Source organism: Agarivorans sp. D1326, assembly GCF_056958115.1.
This window is the reverse complement of sequence record NZ_JBTWEN010000005.1, coordinates 277,303-301,567: the sequence shown is the minus strand read 5'-3', so window position 1 is coordinate 301,567 and position 24,265 is coordinate 277,303. Positions and strand designations below refer to the sequence as shown.

The 24,265-nt window shown below is 46.4% G+C and carries 20 protein-coding genes and 1 riboswitch; of the genes, 10 read left to right on the top strand and 10 right to left on the bottom strand.

The features are described 5' to 3' along the window. Positions 1-6 precede the first annotated feature (6 nt). The gene (locus ACYFDN_RS12170; RefSeq protein ID WP_472589478.1) at positions 7-1,134 is read right to left on the bottom strand and encodes a D-alanine--D-alanine ligase; all 1,128 of its coding nucleotides are present in this window, start codon (positions 1,132-1,134) and stop codon (positions 7-9) included. A gap of 184 nt (positions 1,135-1,318) precedes the next feature. On the opposite strand from ACYFDN_RS12170, the gene ACYFDN_RS12165 reads away from it, so the two are divergent. From ACYFDN_RS12165 to ACYFDN_RS12145, 5 genes are all read left to right on the top strand, one after another. Then, positions 1,319-2,746, top strand: a complete 1,428-nt coding sequence (locus tag ACYFDN_RS12165; protein ID WP_483511318.1) for an ATP-binding cassette domain-containing protein — start codon at positions 1,319-1,321, stop codon at positions 2,744-2,746. A 48-nt stretch (positions 2,747-2,794) separates the two neighbouring features. Next, entirely contained in the window at positions 2,795-3,166 is a 372-nt protein-coding gene (locus ACYFDN_RS12160; RefSeq protein WP_483511317.1) for a DUF805 domain-containing protein, read from the top strand. A gap of 27 nt (positions 3,167-3,193) precedes the next feature. Continuing rightward, on the top strand, positions 3,194-3,997 hold the full coding sequence (locus ACYFDN_RS12155) for a CLCA_X family protein (protein ID WP_483511315.1): 804 nt from the start codon (positions 3,194-3,196) through the stop codon (positions 3,995-3,997). A gap of 155 nt (positions 3,998-4,152) precedes the next feature. Beyond that, the gene (locus ACYFDN_RS12150; protein WP_483511314.1) at positions 4,153-5,193 is read left to right on the top strand and encodes an extracellular solute-binding protein; all 1,041 of its coding nucleotides are present in this window, start codon (positions 4,153-4,155) and stop codon (positions 5,191-5,193) included. After that, a complete protein-coding gene (locus tag ACYFDN_RS12145) occupies positions 5,190-6,920 on the top strand; it encodes a diguanylate cyclase domain-containing protein (RefSeq protein WP_483511313.1) in 1,731 nt (576 codons plus the stop codon). The genes ACYFDN_RS12150 and ACYFDN_RS12145 overlap by 4 nt, the downstream gene beginning before the upstream one ends. On the opposite strand, the gene ACYFDN_RS12140 is transcribed toward ACYFDN_RS12145, so the two are convergent. From ACYFDN_RS12140 to ACYFDN_RS12100, 9 genes are all read right to left on the bottom strand, one after another. Continuing rightward, entirely contained in the window at positions 6,917-7,378 is a 462-nt protein-coding gene (locus ACYFDN_RS12140) for a hypothetical protein (RefSeq protein WP_483511312.1), read from the bottom strand. The two genes, ACYFDN_RS12145 and ACYFDN_RS12140, sit on opposite strands and share 4 nt — an antisense overlap. Before the next feature lie 106 nt (positions 7,379-7,484). Then, on the bottom strand, positions 7,485-8,663 hold the full coding sequence (locus tag ACYFDN_RS12135; RefSeq protein ID WP_016403161.1) for a sugar ABC transporter permease: 1,179 nt from the start codon (positions 8,661-8,663) through the stop codon (positions 7,485-7,487). Between the two features lie 5 nt (positions 8,664-8,668). Next, a complete protein-coding gene (locus ACYFDN_RS12130) occupies positions 8,669-10,192 on the bottom strand; it encodes a xylose ABC transporter ATP-binding protein (RefSeq protein ID WP_483511310.1) in 1,524 nt (507 codons plus the stop codon). Between the two features lie 72 nt (positions 10,193-10,264). Next, positions 10,265-11,257, bottom strand: a complete 993-nt coding sequence (gene xylF, locus ACYFDN_RS12125) for a D-xylose ABC transporter substrate-binding protein (protein WP_016402013.1) — start codon at positions 11,255-11,257, stop codon at positions 10,265-10,267. 415 nt (positions 11,258-11,672) lie between these two features. Further along, positions 11,673-12,593: an o-succinylbenzoate synthase gene (menC, locus tag ACYFDN_RS12120; protein WP_483511308.1), complete on the bottom strand. Its 921-nt coding sequence runs from the start codon at positions 12,591-12,593 to the stop codon at positions 11,673-11,675. Positions 12,594-12,823: 230 nt separating this feature from the next. Then, entirely contained in the window at positions 12,824-13,669 is an 846-nt protein-coding gene (menB, locus tag ACYFDN_RS12115; protein ID WP_016402011.1) for a 1,4-dihydroxy-2-naphthoyl-CoA synthase, read from the bottom strand. Then, positions 13,656-14,456, bottom strand: a complete 801-nt coding sequence (gene menH / locus ACYFDN_RS12110) for a 2-succinyl-6-hydroxy-2,4-cyclohexadiene-1-carboxylate synthase (RefSeq protein ID WP_483511306.1) — start codon at positions 14,454-14,456, stop codon at positions 13,656-13,658. The genes menB and menH overlap by 14 nt, the downstream gene beginning before the upstream one ends. Continuing rightward, positions 14,446-16,176, bottom strand: coding sequence for a 2-succinyl-5-enolpyruvyl-6-hydroxy-3-cyclohexene-1-carboxylic-acid synthase (gene menD / locus ACYFDN_RS12105; protein ID WP_483511305.1), 1,731 nt, complete (start codon positions 16,174-16,176; stop codon positions 14,446-14,448). Before menD ends, menH begins: the two co-directional genes overlap by 11 nt. Then, positions 16,169-17,491, bottom strand: a complete 1,323-nt coding sequence (locus ACYFDN_RS12100; RefSeq protein ID WP_483511303.1) for an isochorismate synthase — start codon at positions 17,489-17,491, stop codon at positions 16,169-16,171. The genes menD and ACYFDN_RS12100 overlap by 8 nt, the downstream gene beginning before the upstream one ends. 132 nt (positions 17,492-17,623) lie before the next feature. On the opposite strand from ACYFDN_RS12100, the gene ACYFDN_RS12095 reads away from it, so the two are divergent. The 5 genes from ACYFDN_RS12095 to thiE all read left to right on the top strand — a co-directional run bounded on the left by ACYFDN_RS12095 (position 17,624) and on the right by thiE (position 24,254). Next, positions 17,624-18,520, top strand: a complete 897-nt coding sequence (locus tag ACYFDN_RS12095; RefSeq protein WP_483511302.1) for a 1,4-dihydroxy-2-naphthoate polyprenyltransferase — start codon at positions 17,624-17,626, stop codon at positions 18,518-18,520. 186 nt (positions 18,521-18,706) lie between these two features. Continuing rightward, positions 18,707-19,894: an outer membrane beta-barrel protein gene (locus tag ACYFDN_RS12090; protein ID WP_338622481.1), complete on the top strand. Its 1,188-nt coding sequence runs from the start codon at positions 18,707-18,709 to the stop codon at positions 19,892-19,894. Between the two features lie 14 nt (positions 19,895-19,908). Beyond that, positions 19,909-20,451 (top strand): polysaccharide biosynthesis/export family protein, encoded by a 543-nt coding sequence (locus tag ACYFDN_RS12085; RefSeq protein WP_016402005.1) that lies wholly within the window; start codon positions 19,909-19,911, stop codon positions 20,449-20,451. Between the two features lie 127 nt (positions 20,452-20,578). Further along, a riboswitch (TPP riboswitch) is annotated at positions 20,579-20,693 on the top strand. A 107-nt stretch (positions 20,694-20,800) separates the two neighbouring features. Beyond that, complete coding sequence (thiC, locus tag ACYFDN_RS12080) at positions 20,801-22,738, top strand: phosphomethylpyrimidine synthase ThiC (RefSeq protein WP_483511301.1); 1,938 nt, start codon at positions 20,801-20,803, stop codon at positions 22,736-22,738. Beyond that, positions 22,728-24,254: a thiamine phosphate synthase gene (gene thiE / locus ACYFDN_RS12075; protein ID WP_483511300.1), complete on the top strand. Its 1,527-nt coding sequence runs from the start codon at positions 22,728-22,730 to the stop codon at positions 24,252-24,254. Before thiC ends, thiE begins: the two co-directional genes overlap by 11 nt. The last annotated feature ends 11 nt before the right edge of the window (positions 24,255-24,265 follow it).

Sequence of the window (24,265 nt, the reverse complement as noted above, 5' to 3'; positions counted from 1 at the left end):
TACTCCTTAATCCGTTTCTGGATAACAAGCGGTGAGTTCACGCTCATGTTTCCAGCGTACTAGCAGCTCTTTAAATTTAGGTGGTCGATAACCACGTTTGCGATTGGCAGCACCTAGCTCAAATAAGGTTTTGTATTGAAATAATAACGAGCGCATTGCTTCGCGAAAGGGAGTTTTACGATCCCAAATATGCAGCGATTCAGAGCTAGCGCTATTAATTTCGACAATCTCCAGATTGGTTCCTTGTTGTAAGTGGGTGATGTCGGCGAATTTAATGTCCATTCGTCCGTAATAGAACTCGGGCAAATCGGCCATCATTTGGTTAATCGCTTGGTTTAATTCTGGAGTGATTAAATCATTGGCATCGCGAAAAATAGCGCCGCGACAATGACTGGCCGAAAACACCAATTTATAGGGTTGGCCTTCATCGATTATGCTGTCTAGTTTGTCGTGATGACGACTTAAATACAGGTGTTGCAGTTCGCTAGCGCGAGGGTCAGCTTGAATCAGCTGCTTTAAGGTGGATTGGCCATCACCCACTACATAAGGCGTGTACTTTAATGCCAAAGAAATAATCTCACCTTGTGGCTGGTCGGGATGGCGTACAAAGAACACGCCTGCCTCGGCTTCATAGCTGGCCAATTTTTGAATCAACATGGCAGCATTGAGTGGATAGTTTTCTAGGCAATCTTGCAGCTCTTGGCGGTTATGCAGCAACTTTACTCCCGCACCACGGCAGCCAATATCTGGCTTGCCTACAACTGGAAACTCAAGGCCGCGTTGTTGCATTTGCTCTAATAAGTCTTCTACTTGACGCGCCAAAGGTGCCCCGGTGCGATTGACCTTCATCCAGGCAAGGACTGCATCGTCGCATGACCCGGTAGCTTGAGCCAGCAGTTCGCTTTTGCCTACACCGACCATGCCGGCTAAAGGGAGTTTGGGGTTTGCCAATAGCGGTAAAGTGAATGAGCGATGGCGAATGCCTAAGGCTATCCATTGAAATACCACTGGAATATACACTGCCCAAGTTGGCCAAAATTCAAAGAAAGAAGTGGTTTTTCCGTTCATATCTAGGGCCGGCATACCGGGGGATACGTAAGGCGAAGAGGGCTTGGTATTTGTTTGTTCAGTCACAGTGACGGCACTTCCTTTTGCTTTTTATCTGTACTAACAGACCTGCGTATTGCGATAAATAATTCAATCTCGGTTAGATTTAGTCTAGTTCAGCAAATTGATTAACCCAATACAGTGTATTAATGCTCCAGTCTAAGCGAGAATAGTTACCAATAAATGTAAGACTTTCGGATGGTTGCGCTGAATGATTATTGAAGATTTACACCTACTGGCTGGTCAGCATCAGTTGGCGATAAAACGCTGGGAGTTAAAAGCTGGCGAGCACTGGGCGATCTTTGGCCATAGTGGTAGCGGTAAATCTTTGTTGGGTGCTTGGTTGGTGGGAGACTTAGCAGCAGAGCGGGCCACCTTAAGCCAACAACCACAGCGCATAGCTTTAGTCTCTTTAGAGCAGCAACAGGCTTTGCTTGAGCGCGAACTCGCCGACGATGACAGTGAGTTCAGCGATCAAATAGATAGCGGGCACACAGTACTTGAGTTGCTTGAAGCTGACTGTTCCGAGCCGCGTTTACTTGAGCGAGTGAGCCAGCAGTGTGATTTAACCCATTTACTTAAGCGCGGTTTTCGTTTGTTATCAACTGGCGAAACGCGTCGCTTGATGCTGGCTTTAGCACTGATTAAGCAACCACAATTGTTGATTTTAGACGAACCCTTTGCCGGCTTAGATCTCCGCCATCAACAGCAATTACTCGCCCTGCTTGAACAACTAGCCAAAGAGTGTCAGTTATTGATCATTAGCTCGCGTGACGATGAGTTGCCGGCGTCAATTAGTCACGTAGCGGTGCTTGACGAACAAGGTCTAAGCCAGCAACTCACCATTGAGCAGTGGTTACAGCACCCTGAGCGCCAGCAAATGGAACAGCAAGCTGAGCAACAATCTTTGGCTATTGTGCAGGCTCTGCGTGAGTTTCAACAAACAGAGCCAGTTTCACCACTGTTCTCTATTTCACAAGGCTCGGTGAGTTATGCCGGTGAAACATTGTTTAGTGGTTTAGATTGGCAGATACAGCGCGGCGAGCACTGGCAAGTTCGTGGCCCCAATGGTTGTGGAAAAAGCACCTTGTTGAATCTGATTTTTGGTGACCACCCACAGTGTTACAGTAATCAAATAGAGGTTATGGGGTTTCGCCGTGGCAGCGGTGAAAGTATCTGGCAAGTTAAGCAGCATATTGGCATGGTCTCGGCGGCCTTACATTTACAATATCGGGTCAACTGCAGTGCCCTTGAGGTGTTGTTGTCTGGTCTGTACGACTCTATTGGTGTTTATCAACAAGCCAGTGAACTTGAGCTTGAACAAGCACGTTTATGGTTACAACTATTTGGCTTGGCTAACTTAGAAAAACACTACTTTAAAAGTTTGTCTTATGGGCAACAGCGTTTGTTGATTATTGCTCGCGCCTTGGTGAAAGGGCCGCAACTGTTATTGCTGGACGAGCCCTGCCAAGGCTTAGATTTTTTACAGCGTAATACGGTGTTAAAAGCCTTAGAGTTAGTGGCTAAACACAATCTTAGTCAGCTAGTGTATGTTACTCACCATCAAGATGATGCCTTGCCTAGCATTAAGCACTTTATCGATTTTTCCGATGGCGCGGTGCATCTAAGTACGCTTTGAGCGTGGCACTATGCTGCAAATTAATCTCTAGTCCACAGGAGTAATAAGATGAGTTGGTATATAGCGGTTCTTAAAAAATATCTGGTGTTTAATGGGCGCGCTCGACGCAAAGAATATTGGATGTTTGTGCTTATCAACAGCATCATCGGAGTGATATTAAGTTTTATTGATCAAGTTACCGGAACCGTTAATCTTGAATCTGGTTTAGGGGTATTGGGCAGTATTTATACCTTGGCGGTTTTGTTACCTTCTTTGGCAGTGGCTGTGCGCAGGCTGCATGATACTGGGCGCAGCGGTTGGTGGTTGTTTATATTATTCCTGCCAATTATTGGCGTATTAGTGCTGTTGTTTTTCTTTTTGTCTGACAGCGAAAGTGCAGCCAATGCTTATGGGGAAAACCCTAAAGCTCAAGCTGTTTAGCTTTAACTATGTGGTGTTGTCCAATAAATGCATGCAAATGAAACCACAGGTGTAGGGCTAAATCGCCAATTCTATCGGCGTGGTCCAGATTATCGCCATGGTGATAGTGTGGACTTCGCTGACATAAAGAGCACTTTTGGCTTTGCTGGTTTAGCGATTGGCGCTTGGGTTAATAAACAAGAGAAACAACGCGCCGCAGAGCTAATCTTTGATGCCTTAGCCGATCTGGCGTTTTTGCTTAATCTACCTCCAGTCGCCCTAGGTTTAAGAGGGAGCTTAAGTTTGGCTTTTGGCACTGGTGGGCAAGCTAATGTGCAGGCTCACTATGCACCAGCAAGTCAAACCCTCGCGCTTGCTAAAAATGCCGGTGCCGGGGCATTAGCTCATGAATGGTGGCACGCATTTGATCACTATATGGCTGGAAAGCTGTTTTGCCAGCCGGCCGGGCGCAACGAGTTTGCCTCTACGCGTTGGTTGGCCGATGAGAAACAATATCCTCACCCCTTAAATCAGCTGCTTGATCAGGTGTTTGCTGCGGTGTTTTTAAGTGAGCAAGGGCAAAACCTACATCCCTATGTAAGTCGATCAGTGACTTTAGACAAACAGTTAGGGCAACGTTATTTTAGCTTACCTACAGAAATGATGGCGCGGGCGTTTGAAGCATGGATTCAAAGTCGTAACGATATCAAAAATAGCTATTTAGTTAGTGGAACCAAACAAACTGAATTAGCCAAACAGGGAGCTTATCCCGATGATAAGCATTTGTTGCAAATTGGTAGTTGTGTTTTGCCGTACTTTGAAACATTAGGTCGAGCACTCGAGTCTAAATAGCAGGATCTAATGACCACCGCTTGATTTGTTTCATCTATGTGTGATGGTGCATAAGTTTTCTATTCACAAATAAAACAAGGATCGTATACTTATTGGTCTTGTTAATAAGTTATCTGGATGGTTAACAAGGCACCTAGGGCATTAGGGAACAAGGAATGTTGCGACTTCTATCTATCGTTTTATTGGTTTTTACTGGGTTTAACTGCGCTTCTGCTGCTGAGCCGGTGGATTTACGTGTTTTGGCTTGGCCAGGTTATGCCGATACAGATATGGTGGCGGCATTTGAAAAACGTTATAAGGTTAAAGTTAAAGTTAGCTACATTACCAGCGATGATGAAATGTGGCTAAGAATGGGCCATAAACAAGGCGCTAACTACGATCTATTTGCGGTTAACACTGCCGAGTTACAGCGCTACATTGATGCCAAATTGGCTAGCCCGTTAAATCCACAAGCCATTGGCAACATGGCCAAACAACTGCCTCGTTTTACATCCTTACAGGATATCCCCGGGGTTACCCGTGATGAGCAGGTATACGCAATCCCCTATACCTATTCTGAAATGGGCTTAATCTACAATAAAAACTATTTTGAACAGCCGCCTACTAGCTGGAATGTATTGTGGGATCCTCAGTATCAAGGGAAGATTCTTGCGTACAACGGCAGTGCTCATAACTACACATTAGCGGGCATGGTTCTAGGTGTAGAGAATCCTTTTCAGCAAACGAATCAGCAGCTTAAACTAAGCACCGAGCAGCTGTTGGCTTTAAGACGCAATGTATTAACCTTTTATAGCTCTCCAGAAGAAGCCTCAGAGTTTTATAATCAAGAGTCGGTAGCGTTAGTATTTGCTAACTATGGAGCTCAGCAGCTCAAACAGTTGCAAGATGCCGGCGCAGACATTGGATACGTTATTCCGCAAGAAGGTGCCTTGGCTTGGTTAGATTGCTGGGCCATGTCGAGCGGGGTGAAAAACCAAGACTTAGCCCACAAGTGGATTGATTTCACCTTAGAGCCTTGGGTTAGCCAGTTGTTAACCGAGCGCCAAGGCTTAGCGAATACCATTGTGCAAGACACTCGCTCGTTACCTGAAGACAAGATCATTTGGCTCGAAGAAGTGGAAGATCATCAACGCCGCAGTGAGTTTTGGGAAAATATTCTTAGCGGCAAAACTTTGCAGATGATGAGCCTGCCATGATCAACTCCATTTCTCTTCGTTTTGGTCTTTGGTTTGCCGGCTTTGGCATTTTGGCTTCGGTGGTTACCGCCGCGGTTAGTTATCATGAAAGCCGCGGGTTGTTAGCCGAAAGTGCCGAGCGAGAGTTAGCCACAACTACTCAAATCCTTACCCGAGAATTTAGCAGTAGCATTGATGAAATTACCAAAGATGTATTGTTTTTAAGTTCTATTCCGCAAACGGCTGGCTACTTCGAGGCTGACAATAAGCTGGTACTTTCCGAGCAGCTAAAAGATATTTTTAAGCAAAAGTTAAGTTTAAATCCTTCTTATTTCCAAGTGCGTTTTATCGGTGCTGACAATTTTGGCCGAGAGTTGATTCGAGTTGATAGACTAAGTGATGGCTTGATAGCTATTCCCGCTGCAAACTTGGAAGAAAAAGCGCATTATCCTTATGTTTTTCGTACCTTACGTTTGAATGCTGGCGAGAGTTATTTGTCAGATGTGGATATTCACAATGAAAAAGGTGTCGAGCTGGGCCAGCATCAACCTACCTTAAAAATTGCCTCACCAGTATATGTTGAGGGTAAAGCCCGTGGTTTGGTGGTGGTGAATGTGGGTTTGGAAAGTCTGTTTAGCCAAATGCAGGCCGATTTGCCCGAAGGTGTAGCTATTTATTTAGCTAACCAAAAAGGTGACTATTTAGTTAATCCTAATCCTGATAAACAGTTTGGTTTTCATTTTGGCCATCGCTATTTAATGCAACGTGACTTCCCTCAGATGGAAGTGCTGTTTAATGATCTGCAGCCAAGAACCTTTGTGCTAGACCCCTCCGCGGTCTACAAATATGAGCGAGCGGTGTCTTTCACTCCCTTGTTTTATGGGCCTAAATCTAGCCCTAAAATGGCAGTGCTTGGTTTAGCAAGTCCTCTGCCTAGTCTCAGTCATATTATGGACTCGTTAGCCGGGTCGATGATCAAAGTTTGTTTAGCGCTGAGTTTAGTTGGGCTACTTACTTCGTTGCTGTTTGCTAAGGTTTTGTCCCAGCCTATTCGCAATATGATGATAGCGGTAAACTCTTTTTCTAAAGGTAAATTGCCTGCGGCCCAGCTTTTACCTAGCGAGCGTAAAGATGAAATTGGTTTATTGGCCAATACCTTTAAAGCCATGTCGCGGCAAATTAATAAGCAAATTGTTGAGCTTAAAGACAATGAGATTAACCTTCGCCACATGGCCAGCCACGATAGCTTAACGGGTTTGCCTAACCGCAGTTTGTTTTTGGAGCAGCTACGAGGCTCGATTCACCGTGCTCAAACCGAACAAAATAGCCTAGCAGTGGTGTTTATCGATTTGGATAACTTTAAGCAGGTTAACGACAATTTGGGCCACGAAGCCGGTGACCTTTTGTTAAAGCAGGTTGCAACAGTATTGCGAGACTCAATCCGTTCTGGCGATTCGGTGGCACGCTTTGCCGGTGATGAATTTATGCTGGCTCTAGAGTCAATTTCCGAGCCCGAGGAAGCCAACGATGTAGTGAATACTGTGCTGCGTCGTTTAGCCCAGGAAGTAAGCTTAGGGGTGCATATTCAGCCCGTTTACGCCAGCGTAGGGATTAGCATGTATCCTGCGGATGGCAATGATCCAGAACTATTGGTACGAAATGCCGATGCGGCGATGTATCAAGCTAAGTCTAAAGGGCGTAACCAATTTAGCTACTACGCCTTAGATGTACCTTCGGCAATAGGCTAAGCCACCCTATCAAAATGACGCTGAATCATACTGGGTTTATTGTTTGTTAGCTCGAAGCTTTTGGCTGCCTTAAAGCCTTGTTGGCTCAGCCATTGTGTCGCACTAGATACTTCAAGAAATACCTGTTTGTTATAGTGTTGTTCAGCAGGTAGCATCCGCTGGAGTTGGTATTGTTTGAGTGGTGAAAAACTAAATACTTGCGCCACGTGGCTCATTCCCGTTTGAATGCACCATTGCTGCAGTTCACTGATTGCCAGCTCTGCTTCTGGCACTGCTAATTCCCATTGTTCTAACAATACTAAATGTGCCCATGGCGCCGCTAGTGATTGCCCAATACGTTTAAAGTCCTCAGCAAAGTGTTCACTAACCGCTTGATTCCACGCGCCTTGAGCGCTGGCTATTAGCAAGTTGTCGAGTAGGTAAAGCTGGTAGTCGCCGTGAAGTGGTTCGGTGCTCATAGAGATTTTGGCTAGTTAATAATGTTTAAGTTTAGCCAAGATTGTTAGCTAAGCCAGCCTTTTGCCTTGTAGGCTAGGGCTGGCTTTTATTAGGTAAATTATCAGTTTAAGCGCGCTTCTTACTGGCTACATCCATCCAAACCGCCAATAGCAAGATGCTACCTTTGATGATGGATTGCCAATATGTTGGTACATCCATCATGCTCATGCCGTTATCTAAACTGGCCATAATAAATGCGCCCATCACTGCGCCAAATACTGTGCCCACCCCACCGGCTAAACTGGTACCGCCAATCACACATGCCGCAATGGCGTCTAACTCGGCAATGTTACCAGCAGATGGAGAACCCGCACCTAAACGTGAAGCCAAAATTAAGCCCGCCACGCCCACCAATAAGCCATTGATTGCAAATACTGATAGCTTGGTGCGCTCAACGTTGATACCAGATAAACGACTGGCTTCAAGATTGCCACCAATGGCGTAAATACGGCGACCAAAGGCGGTTTTCTTGGCCATAAAGGCAGCGGCAAACATCAGCACAACCAGCAACAATACGGGAGTGGGAACACCGCGATAGTCGTTTAATAGTAATACTGTGCCCAGGGCGAAGATGGCAATCAGGCCAAACTTGAATATATCGCCGGTGACGGGGTTATTACTTAGTTTGTGTTCTGAGCGAGTTTTACGCAGTTTGCCTTGCCAAGCAAAGAAGACAGCTAACGCCCCTACGGTGGTGATTAGTGAGAACATATCTGGCAAGTAGCTTTGACCAATAATGCCCATATCTGGGGTTGTTGGAGCTACCGTGCTACCGCCAGTAATGCCGATTAAAATCCCCCTAAAGGCCAGTAAGCCGGCTAACGTAACGATAAACGATGGTACTTTGCGGTAGGCTACCCACCAACCGTTCCACAAGCCAAGTAAAAAGCCAGCACTTAAAGTAAGCACAATGGTGAGTGGTAAAGGTAGTTGCCACCATACATCCATAATGGCTGCGGCGCCGCCTAATAGGCCCATCATCGAGCCAACCGATAAATCAATCTCTGCCGAGATGATCACAAACACCATGCCAATAGCAAGTATGCCGGTAATGGCCGTTTGGCGTAGTAAGTTAGAAATATTACGTGGGGTAAGATAGCTGCCCTCGGTGGCGAAGTAGAAAAACAGCATAATTACCGCGATAGCTGCAAACATCACCAATACTTGTAACTTCATTTTCTTTAAATTGTTCATCAAGCCCACCTTCGTATTGGTGTCACTGATAGTTGTTTCTTGACTAGACATGTTTGTTACTCCTCGGCCAACGCGCAGTCCATCACCATTTCTTGGCTCAGGTTTTGATTGTCTAGAAGGCCTTTCAATTTACCTTCATGCATCACTAATACTCGGTCACTAATGCCTAATACTTCCGGCAATTCGGAGGACACCATAATGATGCTGATCCCTTGTTTAACCAATTGATACATCAGCTTATAAATTTCATATTTTGCCCCTACATCGATGCCTCTTGTGGGTTCATCAAGGATCAAAATACGCGGTTGTAATAATAAAAATTTGGCTAAAATAGCTTTTTGTTGGTTGCCTCCGCTGAGGCTTTTTATGGCCAACTCTGGGGATGCTGTTTTTACTTTAAGGCGTTGAATGGATTGTTCTATGGCTGCTTGTTCAGCAGATTCATTGACGGTTTGGCCTAAGCCACTAAACATGTTTAAACCGGCTAGGGTAATGTTTTGACCCACTCCCATAATTGGCACAATGCCATGGCGTTTACGATCTTCAGGCACCATGGCAATGCCGTGATTTAAAGCATCGCGATTGTGGCGAATTTTTATCGGTTCTCCATCTAGCTCCACAGGGCATTGGTAAATGCCTTCGTAAGAACCAAATAAACACTGCATAAGTTCGGTACGGCCGGAACCCACCAAACCAGCAACGCCCAAAATCTCGCCCTTACGCAGACTAAAACTTACTTGGTCTACTTGTTTAAGATTGGACGACTTGCTCAATTGGGCATTAACCGGCCCAACCTTGAGGATCGCGTCGCCAATAGGGTGTTCTTCACGGGGAAATAACTGTTTAAGCTCACGGCCTACCATCATGCTAATAATGTCGTCGGTAGACATGTGTTTAGCATCTTGAGTTCCAATGTGCTCACCATCGCGAATGATGCAGATTCGGTCAGAAATTTCTTTCACTTCGGTGAGCTTGTGGGAGATGTAAACACAGCTCACACCTTCACTGCGTAGCTGTTTAACAATGTCTAACAGTACCCGAGTTTCGGATTCTGTTAGTGGCGCACTTGGTTCATCCAACACTAATACTTCGGCTTTTTTAGATAAGGCCTTGGCAATTTCTACCAGTTGCTGTTGGCCAACCCCTAATTCCCGAATAAGTGTGTCGGGCGAAACATCAAGTTTTACCCGTTTAAGCAAGTCTTCGGTTTGCTTAAACATCGCACTGTGGTCCAGTACGCCGTAACTGGTGATTTCGGCACCAAGAAAAATGTTTTCTAAAATAGACAGCTCTTTAACTAGCGTGAGCTCTTGGTGAATGATGGCAATGCCTTTTGCCTCGCTATCGCGAATATTGCGCGAAACAAGCGGCTCGCCTTTATAAATGATTTGTCCTTCGTAACTACCATGGGGGTGAACGCCGGTTAGCACCTTCATTAAGGTGGACTTCCCAGAGCCGTTCTCGCCGCAAAGCGAGACAACTTCGCCACGTTCTAAATTGAAATTAACCCCATTAAGCGCAATCACTCCGGAGAATTTTTTAACGATGTCAGACATCATCAATAAGCTGCTTTGGCTCATCTTAACTCCTAATAAAAAGGGCGAGGCGTTGGCCCCACCCTTTTTTACTGCGTAGTGAATAGTGCTTTGTGGTTATTGATATACGTCTGCTTTGCTATGGAAGCCGTCGGCAATTACTGTTTGATCAATATTCGACTTATCTACAGGAATTGGCGTAAGTAGGTAAGAAGGTACATCTTTAGTACCGTTGTTTAAGCTAGAGTTCGACTCTGGCATTTGGCCGTTACCCATTTGCACTGCCAGCTCTGCTGCAGTTGTAGCGAGCAGTTTAATTGGCTTGTAAATGGTCATGGTTTGGGTGCCCGCGACCACGCGGCGGCTGGCAGCTAAATCTGCGTCTTGACCAGAAATATGCACCTTACCAGCTAGACCTTGTGCGTCTAACGCTTGAATCGCACCACCTGCAGTAGAGTCGTTAGAGGCAACAACTACGTCGATGTTGTTATCGTTAGCAGTTAAGGCATTTTCCATGATTTTTAGGGCATTCTCGGCTAACCAACCATCAACCCATTGGTCACCCACCACTTTAATATCACCTTTGTCGATCAGTGGCTGCAGTATGTTCATCTGCCCTTGGCGGAACAACTTAGCGTTGTTATCAACCGGTGAGCCGCCCATTAGGAAGAAGTTTCCGTCGGCTTTACGCTCAATCAGGGCTTGAGCTTGTAGCTCGCCCACTTTTTCATTGTCGAAAGACAAGTAGAAATCGATATCGGCATTGTTGATCAAGCGATCGTAGGCTAATACCCGAATACCTTCAGATTTAGCTTCCGCAATCACGTTAGACAATACTTTGCCGTTGTAGGGAATAATGACTAATACGTCTACGCCACGAGAAATCATGTTCTCAATCTGAGAGATCTGGGCGGTTTCATTACTGTTGGACGATTGAACATACACTTTGGCACCAAGTTCCTCGGCTTTCTCAACAAAAAAGTCTCGGTCTTTTTGCCAGCGCTCTAAGCGAAGATCATCGATGGCCATACCAATTTTAACGGTTTTGGCAAATACTGGGGCGGAAACGGCTAACGCGACTGCGCACAATAGAGTGGTCAGTTTTTTCATGTTTTGGCTCCTTGCTTTATAGCTTGTTTTATATTTTTTAGCTAATTGTAGGGTGTAGAGGTAATCCCAAAAACTCATTCCTCGTGAACCAGATTAGGCTTATAAGATACACTCACCAATGATGCTTTTTCATACGGCTATAATGTTTATTCACATTAAGTGTCACTCTGTGATGGGTTTCAAGAAAACGTTTTCTCAAAGGTGGAGCTTTTTAAGAATTACTAAAAGTTGGCACTATAGTTGAGTCACACTTTTACTTATATTTTATTAATTTGATAATAAAATTAATAAGAGGGCGGTGGAAGAAGGTTTGAAATTTTTATAATAAGCTGCTGAAAATAAAGATATTGTCATTTTTCACAAAGGGATTTAAGTGAAAGCTTTAGTTTCACTTAAAATGCAGGTAAAGCTCACATTAGCTGTGATGTTGAAACTCGCCAATTAACTCAATTTGAGCCGCTTGCTCACTAAATGCCTTAAGCGTATCTAAACCCGGCGCTTGCTCTGGAGTATATTGTTTGGCCATGGCGTTGATCCACTGTAAACCAAACTCACTTTCATAGGCTGAGCTAAGCACACAACTTACTTGGTTAGCTTGTGCTTGGTCGATAATGCTGGCACAGGTTCGCCAAGGGCCTAATAAACTGGGTTTAATGACTAAGCAGCGCAAACCTTCGAAGTAATGATAACGGTAGCTACTGTCTTGTAAGGTTTCATCTAAGCCAATGCCTACGCCTGTGCGTTGGGCTAACAACTCACACTGTTGGCTATTCATTAACGGTTCTTCGATATAGTCGATGCGGCTAAGATCGATATTCTCTAAAACAAAAATCGCTTGGTTCCATATCCAACCGCGGTTTGCATCTAAACGTAGCTGTAAATCAGGATAGCTGCGCTGTAGTTGCTGAATCAGTTCTAGATCTTGTTTGGGGGATTGGCGAGCCACTTTTAACTTGGCTAGATTACCAGATTGAAAGTCCAGTATTTGTTGGCAGTGAGCGAAGTCGCCATTAAGTAGCGGGTAGCCAGAAACAATGGGAGTACTTGGCGGTAACCCTGCCATCGCGCAGTCGATACCAAAGGCAACACTTGGATACAACTTACGCTGAACATGCCCTTGTAAGTAGTCGGTAATTTGTTGCTCTGCTTGCGCTAATGTTTCTTCGCTAAAACCGGGCAGAGGGGCGATTTCTCCACGTCCCAAGCGGCCATCACGAAAGCGAATTTCGAGGTAAAGACCTTGGCGTTGCTTATGTTTTAGAGAACCAAGCTGTATGGGTTCAACAAATGCTTGGGTATAGCGACTTAAGGTAGCACTTTGCCAGTTACAGAGCATGCTGAGACCTCTCAAATACTAGAAGTGATGAAGCACTCATCACTCTGCAAATTTATCACTTTGTACGGAATGGCCGCAATAGCAAATATGCGATTTATTATTATGCTTTAGTGGGTGTTTTTAAGCTGGTTGAGTGGTGCAAGTGAGCTATTTGAGTGGACTAGGTTAAATGAAGAGTGGGGCAGAATACTCGCTAAAGCAAACGAGGATTCTGCCCTTCACCATTGCCGTTAAGGATTACGTTTAAATTTACTAAACTCAGGCGGGCGTTTTTCGTTAAAGGCGTTACGGCCTTCTTGGCCTTCTTCTGTCATGTAGAACAGCATGGTGGCGTTGCCCGCGAGTTCTTGCAAGCCCGCTTGGCCATCACAATCAGCATTGAGTGCAGCTTTTAAACAGCGCAGAGCCATAGGGCTGTTTTGCAACATCTCACGACACCACTGCACGGTTTCTTTTTCTAGCTCTGCATAAGGCACAACGGTGTTCACTAAGCCCATATCAAGTGCTTCTTTTGCATCATACATACGGCATAAAAACCAAATCTCACGCGCTTTCTTTTGGCCAACTATGCGCGCCATGTAACTGGCTCCCCAGCCACCATCAAAAGAGCCTACTTTAGGACCAGTTTGGCCAAATTTAGCGTTGTCGGCGGCAATGGTTAAGTCACACATCATGTGTAATACATGGCCACCACCTACAGCGTAACCAGCTACCATGGCTACCACAGGTTTAGGGCAGGTACGAATTTGGCGTTGAAAATCTAATACATTTAGGTGATGGGTCCCTTGGTCATCTTTATAGCCGCCATAATCACCACGTACCGATTGGTCGCCGCCGGAACAAAAAGCCAGTTCACCTTCGCCAGTAAGAATAATCACACCCACTTCTGGGTCGATGCGGGCGTCGTTTAAGGCATGCATCATTTCTTGAACCGTTAAAGGACGAAATGCGTTGCGAACTTGCGGGCGGTTAATGGTGATCTTGGCGATGCCGCAGGCGGACTTATGGTAGCGAATATCTTCGTATCCATTGTCGGCATCCTGCCAAGTTACTGCTGAGCTATCAATTTGGGTCATTCTCTTCTCTATCATTATTTAGGACACTGGACAGTTGTTCGAGAAACAGTGTCGGTTGTTCAAAATGGCAATTGTGCCCAGCGCCTTCAATGAGGTGACATTTAAGGCGCGGGTAATCTTGTTGTAGCTGTTTGGCTAGCGCTTGGTATTTATTGTCTAGGCTTCCACCAATAAAATCTAGCGGCATTTTTAACTGACCAAGGTGCCGACTAAGATCTTGTTGCAAACCCAAGCTGGTTGCACGCAATGTTGCGGCAATGCCTTGTCGGTCTAGATGTTGGCGGCGCTGGATAAGCTGCTGTCGCTGCTGGCTAGTTAGGTTGGCAAATACCGCTTGTTGGTACCATTCGTTGATTAGCGTATCCATAGGCTCTGTTAACCAGCGGTCTGCCCAGCGGTTGTCGTGCACTAAACGTTGTTGGCGCGCATCTTCATCACTTAAACCAGTATTGGCAGATTCGATAACTAGTCGTTCAATACCTTTGGGGGCGAGTAAAGCATGTTGCAACGCTAAGCGGCCTCCTAGGCTGTAACCCACTAAATGGTAATGGACGATTTTAAGGCGCTTTAAGCATGTGGTGAGCTGGTGGCTAAAATCTTTAAAGGCATTGCGTGGTTTAAGCCGCTGCTGGGCGCTCATGCCATGGCCGGCAATGTCTACGGTTACACAATAGTAGTGCTGGCTGAGCGCTGCAATTTGCGCTTGCCAGTCGCTACCGCTACCTAGAAATCCATGCAAAAAAACTAAACAGGGATGTTGACTTTGTCCGTAAACACTAAAGTGCATCGTTGCTGGCTACCTGACTAATTAAAGATTGATAACGCGCACTGGCATCGCCTGGAGTAAAGCAGACTTCAATCAAGCTGGCTCCGGTTTGCTGCTGTGCACGCTCAAAAGCATGGCCGAATTGTTCGAAATCTACCACCTGTTGATAAGCTAAATTGAAGGTGGCTGCTGCGGCAGCAAAGTCGGCGTTATGAGGCAACTGGTAATACTGTTTGCTTAGCTGTTGCTCCTGCGGGCCAGTTGATAGTGCTGGTAGCAGATTAAATATTTCACCGCCGTTATTGTTAAACAGCACTATCACTAAATTTTGCTGGCTATTAGCGGCAAGGCTTAAGGAGTTTAAGTCATGCAATAACGAGGTATCGCCAATCACCAAAGTACATGTTTGTTGCAGACCTTCGGCAATGCCCACGCTGGTGGCTAATAAACCATCAATGCCCGACGCTCCTCGGTTGGCAAAGTAATGCTCCGCTTGGCAAGGTTGGCCAAGTAGTTCAAACAAACGCACGACCATGCTATTGCCCATAAACACCGCTGATTGCGGTTTTTGCTGTGCCGAAATCTGTGCGCATATTGCCAGTTCAGAGTAATCGAGTAAGGCAGCATTAACCTCCTCGCTAATGGCTTGTTGAGCTTGGGTCCATCGCTCTAAATACTGCTGGCTAGTGGTGTTTGTCTTAACTGGATGAGCGTGTAGCCAAGTTTGGGCAGTGCATTGCCAGCGCTGCTGGATATTTTGGCCGGGGTTTACCCGCTGCGCTGATTGATCAATTAAACAGTACTTTGCTGAGCTCTTGGCCAGCCATTGGTTAAGGCGTTTCGACACCAGCTTGCCACCAAACTGAATTATCAGTTCAGCTTGTACTTGTTCGGCAAATCGCGAGTTGGCGAGTAATAGCTCTGCGTGTTGAATCAGCCCAGCACCTTCTTGAGCTGTTTGCCAATGGCTTTGGCAATCGACTACCACTGGCCAGCCTGCTTGCTGCGCCCAAGTGATAATGGCTTGGCTTTGCTCGGCTGTTTGCTGGCCTATTATTACCAAAACTTTGGATTTTTCGAGTAGCTCTGGCCACTGCTGACTAACGACCGGCTGGGAGCTATTAGGGTGTTGTTGGTAATAGGGCGAGTGGCTGTTTATCCAAGCTTCAAGTTGCTTATAAAGCTCAGTTAAATCTTGTTTAGCTTGTTCAGGATAAAAGGGTTCACGGTAAGGACAATTTAAATGCACTGGGCCAGGCGTTTGTTGCTGCAGCGCTAAGGCATGACCCAGCTCGCTAAGCATATTGGCAAGTGAGGCATCAACACTGGGTTCGGCTAGTTGGCCGCTATATACCGGGTAGTTGGCAAACATCCCCTGCTGTTCGATGGCTTGATTAGCACCAACAGCCACAAGCTCCTGCGGTCGGTCGGCGCTAAGCACTAACAATGGAATGCTCGACTGCTTTGCCTCAACCACCGCCGGGTAAAGATTAGCAACCGCACTGCCCGAAGTGGTGATAATGGCTACAGTTTGCTGGCGAGCCTTACTTAAGCCTAAAGCAAAAAAGCCTAAACCGCGTTCGTCAAAGTGGCAATGGCTAGTGGCTTTAGGGTGCTTAGCCACCGCTAAAGTTAATGGCGTAGAGCGAGAGCCTGGGGCGATACAAAAGTGCTCTATGCCGTGACGAATGCAATCTTCAATTAAGCACTCAGCCCAGGCAATGTTAATGTTTTTAATCAAGGAGAAGGTCCTTATCTACCAACTGCAATACCGTGGCGATTTTGTGGTTAAGTTCTTGCCATTCTTGCTCGGCTTGTGAGCCTGCCACGATCCCTGCACCGGCAAAAGTACTTAAATGTTGTGGGGTAACTAAGGCGCTACGAATGGCTACCGAAAACTCGCTTTGTGCACCGCTTAACCAGCCAACTGCGCCAGCATACCAGCCTCGGGCATAGCCTTCGTTTTTTAGAATATATTGCACTGCAGAAGAACGTGGCAAGCCACCGACTGCAGGGGTGGGGTGTAAGGCTTGCAATAACGAGCGGTCATCTAAGGCAGGGCTAATACGGGCCTGAATCCTGCGTTTTAAGTGCTGCACTCTATCTAGCTTTAGCAATTCTAGATTATCTAAGGTGCGAACATGCAGGCTTAGCTCTTTTAAGCGGCGAGTTAAATCATCCACCACTAGTTGGTTTTCTAGCTTATTTTTGGCGTCTTCTAGTAGCTGTTCGCCCAGCTGCGTATCTAACTCGCTGGTTTCTCCTCGCGGCGCAGTGCCGGCTAAGGCTTCACTGACCAATTGGCTGCCTTCACGAGAATACAAACGCTCAGGACTGCAGCCTAAAAAGCTAGTTACCCCATCAAACTGAAATAAAAAGCTGTAGCAGTTACGTTCTTTTTGTTGCCATTGTTGTAGCAAAGAAAAAGCGTTTATTTCGGCATTTAGTTGCAAATTGGTTTGCCGAGACAACACCACTTTGGCGGTGTGTTGTTGAAAATCTTCGCTGGTCACTTGCTTAACCAAGTGCTGCCATTGTTCGCGACTGGGTTGGTCTTGGCGAGACAAGGCTTTAAGTGGCGTGTGTTGCAGGGCTTGTGCTGATTTTAAGGCAGCAAAGGCCTTTTCGATGCGCTGATACTCTAGCTCTGGTTGATGTTCAAAATTAGCATTGATGAACAAACGGGTATATTCGCCGTCACAACGAATTTCAAAGCGCGGCAGAATAAAGCGGCGATGTGGGAAGCTTGACCAAAGAGCACTTTGGCGGGCAAAGGCAATGCCGCCATAAAAGCGTAGCTGGTTATTGCGTGGGTCTAATTGGTCACACACCGATTGCAGCTGTTCTAAGTCGAGCACCGATTTAGCCGCACCCACAAAGGCAACTTGTTGCTGGCGTTTGTTTCTCCAGTAACCGCGGGTGGTGTGTTGTTGCTGGTTAAGCCAGGCGAGAAGATCGAGCTTTGGCAGTTTTATACAAACCTGCTGAAAACCCTGCTGCGGCAAGAGCCTAAGCTGGTTTATGGCATTTTGAAACTGGCTAGCAGTGAGTCTCACCTTAACTATTCCTGCTCTATTACACCGTTTCAATGTAGCTGTTTTTGTTACAAGTTTATAGTCAGATTTGGCTCAGCCTTGATGCTGAGCAATAATAGGCGCTAAGTTCTTATCTTAATGTTGAATATTACTTTGAAATCATGGCTTCATGCGGCGCGTTTACGCACCTTGCCTTTAGCAAGCGCGTCGATAATTTTAGGTTCTGCACTGGCGTATTCTGAGGGAACCTTTGCTTGGCCAGTGTTGCTGCTGGCTTTGCTAACGGCCTTATTGCTGCAAATTCTTTCCAATTTAGCCAATGATTATGGCGATGCGGTAAGTGGTGTTGATGATGATACTCGAGTGGGCCCCGCTCGTGCGATTCAAGCTGGGTTGTTGACTAAGCAGCAAATGTTTCGGGCGATTACGCTGGTTGCCCTGCTGGCAGTGTTAAGCGGTATTGCCCTGCTGGCGGTAAGTTTGGGCAGTAATCCGCAGGCGTGGTTAGGGTTTATCGCCTTGGGTGGGCTGTCGATTGTTGCGGCTATGGCATACACCATGGGCTCTCGACCTTACGGTTATCGTGGTTTTGGTGATATTAGCGTGTTTTTGTTCTTTGGTTTGCTGGGCGTTATGGGCTCTTACTACTTGCATACCCAAAGTCTGAGTTGGCCAGTCATGATGATAGCGACAGCTAATGGTTTGCTAGCGACAGCAGTGCTCAACATTAATAATTTGCGAGACTTTTCGCCTGATAAAGCTGCTGGAAAGCTCACCTTGGCGGTGCGCTTAGGCGAGCGTAATGCCCGTCGTTACCACTTGGTTTTGGTGGCGCTGGCTTTATTACTATTTGCCAGCTTTATTGTTTGGCAAAGTAGCGCTAATTTTGCTTGGCTGTGTTTATTGCCTGCTTTAGTCTTAATGAAGGTAACCAAAACCGTGATGTTGGCGCGCCAGCATCAGTTATTGGATAAGCAATTGCAGCTCACCGCCAAGCTAAGTTTTTTCATCGCCTTGTTGTTTAGCCTTGGTTTGCAGTTTCAATACTAGGGGCTGTCGATCTTTCGCGGTTAAGTTTTGTCCGCGAAAATCAGTTAGAAAGTTCAACAGCCGCTAAAGCCTTATCGCCAAATGACACACAATATTCACATTTAATCTACGCAAGGTGGATAAAAAGCGTTGAGCCTAGTCCTTGGCCTTTGCTAAGGTAGCTACAGACGTTTTGGAGGATTATCGATGCGCAAGATAGGGATCATCTTGCTGCCAGCCCTAGCAATTGCAGGCCCTAGTTTGGCCAACATGCAGCCTGCCAAGTGGTATAGTGCAGACGGAGTAGGTGTTGTACCTAGTATTGAAGTATTAGGTTTATACGACAGCAACCTTACCAACAGTAATACTGATCAAATTTCTTCTTGGGGAACCATTGTCTCGCCAGCCATTGCTGCTATTTCTGAGCAAGAAAAAAGCACTTATTATGCGGCATATCGCTTGGTGTGGGGCGAGTACTTCGACAGCTCTGAAGATAACTTTTTAGACCACCATCTACGGGTAAATGGCGAATGGGAGTTTAGCGCTCGCCAACGTGCTAAATTGCGCTACGATTTTCGTCGCGACCACGACCAACGTGGTGAAGGTATTTCCTCTGGTGTAGGTGGTGTGATTGACGAGCCCGTGCAATATAACCTGCATTGGCTGCATGGTTTATATGGCTTTGGTGCCAGAAGCGCTACCGCGCAGATCGAGCTAGAAGCCAATGCTCGCCAGCTGGATTACCAAAACTTTCGCGAAGTTACTCAGTATCGCGATCGCAATGCTTTTGACGGCAGCGCGCGCTTCTTTTATCGAGTGTCGTCGGCCACCCGCTTGTTGGCTGAACTTAAAGCCGGAAAAAGTGACTATAAAACCATCGAACCAAATACGCCAAGTCGCGATTTTAACGACTTACTTGGCTTTGTTGGTGGAGATTGGGCGATCACCGGAAAAACTAAAGGTCGCGCTAAAATCGGTTGGCAACAGCGTGACTTTAAAGAAGGTGAACGTGAAAAATTCAGCGATTTAAGTTGGTCGCTCGCAGCCGATTGGTCGCCTCGCACCTACTCTACTTTTAGTGTGGAAGGTGGTCGACAAGCCAAAGCCCCAGAGCAAGGCGGTGATGTTATCGACAATACCAACATTACCCTAGACTGGGAGCATTACTGGCAAGAGCGCCTTGCTACAACCTTTACGGTTGGTTACGACAACAACGATTATGTGGGCGTAGAACGGCAAGATAAAATTTATGAAGGGCGGGTAGGCGTGAGCTATCAATTCCGCCGCTGGCTAGAAATTTCACTTTGGCAGCTATGGAGAGATAAAGATTCTACGCTTCAGGCCGTTACCTATGATAAGCAAGTTACCAGTCTTAAGTTGAGACTGAGTTTATGATCAAGGATTAAGTTATGCGAAAACACATTGCGCGCCTTAAAAAAGGACTAGTTTTACTAGTCGGCGTGCTGTGTTTTTCTTTGCATGCTGAAACGGTGAGCAACTACCGTTTAGCGGCAGGCGATAGCTTTAGAGTAAGTGTATACGGTGAGCCAGAGCTTAGTTTGGAAACCCGTTTATCCGATGATGGGTTTATTCGTTACCCGTTTTTAGGTGAAATAAGAGTGCGTGGCCTTACCCTCACCGAGCTGCAGTTACAGATCCAAAATGGCCTAAAGGGTGACTATTTAGTTGACCCAATGGTGCAAGTGACCATGGTTGAATACCGGCCCTTTTTTATTAATGGTGAAGTGGCTCGCCCTGGCGCCTACCCTTATCAACCCGGCTTAACGGTAAATCGTGCAATTACCCTTGCTGGTGGTTTTACCGAGCGTGCCGGTAAAAGCAAAATTACCATACAAGCAGAAGGGGCGACTCCCGATGAACGTGAGCGAGTAAGCCTTGAAGACCGTGTTTCTGCAGGTGATGTTCTTAATATTCCGCAAAGTTTCTTCTAATCCCATTGTTGGCTTACGCCAAATGCCTATCTAAACCTGTTAGCCTAGTTTTAAGCAAAATAGCGAATATCATCATTGGCTTTCTTAATATCACTATTGTGGTTTGGCTTTTTCGGCCCTATACTCGGCTCTCTTGTCGGAGTGCCGAAAGGCTGAGACCACGGTTAGCTAAGCTACGTTGTGTGGGATCCGTATAACTTGATCAGGATAATGCCTGCGCAGGGAACAAGATAAGTAATCAATTCCTTCTGTTACTACTAGTGTAAAAATGCACTCTTGGTCTAACATTTGGTTACTTTTCCTACATCCGACAAGCCTCATTACTTAAATTTTTATTTAGAGGCCAGTCATGTCAAGACGCGAAACTCGAGCTGCAGCAGAACAATACATTAATAACCTGCAAGGCCAACCTTTTCCAAATTCAGAAAAAATCTATATTCAGGGAAGTCGTGACGATATCCAAGTAGCCATGCGCCAAATTAATCTGTCTGACAGTTTAGTTGGCGGCACCAAAGATGAACCTACCTTTGAGCCTAACGAGCCGGTACGTGTTTACGATACTTCTGGTATCTACACCGACGAAAACGCAGAGTTAGATGTTCATAAAGGTTTGCCACAACTGCGTAAAGCTTGGATTGAAGAGCGTGGCGATACTGAAGAGTTAGCGGGTTTAAGCTCTAACTTCTCGCAGCAGCGCTTGGCAGATGAAGGCCTTGATCATATTCGTTTCGAAAACCTACCAACGCCACGTAAAGCTAAATTAGGCAAAACCGTCACCCAGTTGCACTACGCTCGTCAAGGCATCGTTACCCCAGAGATGGAGTACATTGCTATTCGTGAAAACATGGGCCGCGACAAAATCCGTGAAGAGTTGTTAGCAGAGCAACAAAAAGGCCATTCCTTTGGTGCCTCATTGCCAGAGCACATCACTGGTGAGTTTGTTCGTGATGAAGTGGCACGAGGCCGGGCGATTATTCCGTCTAACATTAATCACGCCGAAGCCGAACCAATGATTATTGGTCGTAACTTCTTGGTTAAAGTGAATGCCAACATTGGTAACTCAGCGGTAACCTCTTCGATTGAAGAAGAAGTTGAAAAGCTAGTATGGGCAAGCCGTTGGGGCGCCGATACGGTAATGGACCTATCTACTGGCCGTTATATTCACGAAACCCGCGAATGGGTAATTCGTAACTCTCCTGTGCCAATCGGTACTGTGCCTATTTACCAAGCCTTAGAAAAAGTGAACGGCGTTGCCGAAGACCTTACTTGGGAAGTGTTCCGCGACACGCTGATTGAGCAAGCCGAGCAAGGGGTGGATTACTTCACGATTCACGCAGGTGTATTGCTGCGTTACGTACCAATGACCGCGAAGCGAGTTACTGGCATTGTATCGCGTGGCGGTTCAATTATGGCTAAGTGGTGTTTAGCCCACCATAAAGAAAGCTTCTTGTATGAGCGTTTTCGTGAGATTTGTGAAATTTGTGCCGCCTACGATGTATCACTGTCGCTAGGTGATGGCATGCGTCCTGGTTCGATTGCCGACGCCAACGATGAAGCGCAATTTGCCGAACTAGAAACCTTAGGTGAGCTAACAAAAGTGGCTTGGGAATACGATGTTCAAGTGATTATCGAAGGCCCTGGCCACGTGCCAATGCAAATGATTAAAGAGAACATGGAAAAGCAATTAGAAGAGTGTCATGAAGCACCGTTCTACACGCTTGGTCCATTAATCACCGACATCTCTCCTGGCTACGATCACTTTTCATCGGGCATTGGTGCTGCAATGATCGGTTGGTTTGGTTGTGCCATGTTGTGTTACGTAACCCCTAAAGAGCACTTAGGTTTACCTAACAAAGAAGACGTGAAGCAAGGCATGATTGCTTACAAGATCGCTGCTCACGCGGCTGATTTAGCTAAAGGTCATACTGGCGCGCAAATTCGTGATAATGCGATGAGTAAAGCGCGTTTCGAGTTCCGCTGGGAAGACCAATTCAACCTAGCCTTAGACCCAGACACTGCGCGTGCCTATCACGATGAAGCCTTACCACAAGAGTCGGCCAAAGTGGCTCACTTCTGTTCAATGTGTGGACCTAAGTTCTGCTCAATGAAAATCTCTCAAGAAGTGCGTGATTATGCCAACGAGCTGGAAATCAAAATGATTGACGAGCCATTGGCCGATTTAGGTTTTGTGGCCGACGGTATGGCAGAAAAATCTGCTGAATTTAGAAATAAAGGTGCCGAGATTTACCACTCGCCACTGCGCGCCGAGACCAGCGATGAAGTTTAAGCTGGAAACTGCTGAAGGTTTGCGCCCGCAAATTTGGACTATCGCAGGTAGCGATAGTTGTGCGGGTGCAGGCTTGCAAGCTGACTTGCTAACTGCCCATGATCTTGAGGTGGAGTGCGCAACTGCAGTAACAGCGATAACTGCGCAAAACATTACGGGAGTGACGGCCATTCAGCCGTCTTCACCTGAATTGTTAGCGGCGCAGCTAGATGCGCTTGCGGCCACCAACCCCGCCAAAGTGATTAAGATTGGCATGTTGGGTAGCGCAGAATTAGTGCGTGTTGTGGCAGATAAAATTGCCACTTATAAGGCAACTTGGGCCGAGCCTCCGTTGGTAGTGTGTGACCCAGTGTTAGTAGCCAGTTCAGGGGCAAGCCTAGCCTTGGACGACCTAATGCAAGCCTTACCGGCACTATTGGCACAAACCGATGTGCTAACACCTAATGCTTCAGAACTAGCGACCTTAAGTGGCGTGGCGCTAAACAGTGTGGCTGAGCTAAAACAAGCTTGCGCAGTTTTGCTTAAGCAGGGCGTTAAAGCGGTGTGGGCCAAAGGTGGACACTTAGCGTTAACCCCCAAGGTAGCTTTGGATTATTTCACTGATGGCCAGCGTGAAATTGTATTGTCGAGCGAGTTGATTGATGCGCCGCATACCCATGGTACTGGCTGCACTTTAGCCTCTGCCTTAGCTTCTGCCTTAGCCCATGACTTTTTCATGGAAGACGCTTTGGTTATTGCTAAAGCCTATGTTTATCAGGGCTTAAAGCAAGTTACTGGACGTGGCAATCTAGCCCATCTTGGGTGGCCTACAGAGCGGGTAAACTTCCCTCGGGTAGAGTCGGCACAAACCGAGCTGGGTAAGCAATTTGGCTTAAGCGAGTCTTGGCCAGAGGCTGTGCCTTTTGCGCGCTGTGACACTAATAAACTGGGTGTTTATCCTGTTGTAGACAGTGTTGAATGGATTGAGCGCTTGTTAAATATGGGCATTAAAACCATTCAGCTGCGGATTAAAGATAAAACCGATGCTGAGGTTGAAGCTGATGTTAAACGTGCCATTGATTTGGGGCACCAACATCAAGCGCGTTTGTTTATTAATGACTACTGGCAACTGGCGGTTAAGCATGGTGCTTATGGTGTGCATTTAGGCCAAGAAGATCTAGAAGTGGCCGACTTGCAACAAATTGCTGCCGCAGGTTTGCGTTTGGGCATTAGTACCCACGGTTATTTTGAATTGCTACGTGCTAGCCAGCTGCAACCAAGTTATATTGCACTTGGGCACATTTTCCCTACTACAACCAAGGACATGCCATCTAAGCCGCAAGGTTTAGCTAAACTCAGCCGTTATGCTCAGTTGATGCAAGATTACCCCTTGGTAGCCATTGGAGGCATCGACTTGCCTCGAGCGAAACAAGTTTGGCAATGTGGTGTGGGCAGTGTGGCAGTGGTACGGGCAATTACCGAAGCAGCCGATCCGGTTGCGGCAGTTGCTGAGCTAGAAGCCATTGTCAGCCAATAAATAGCCAGTCA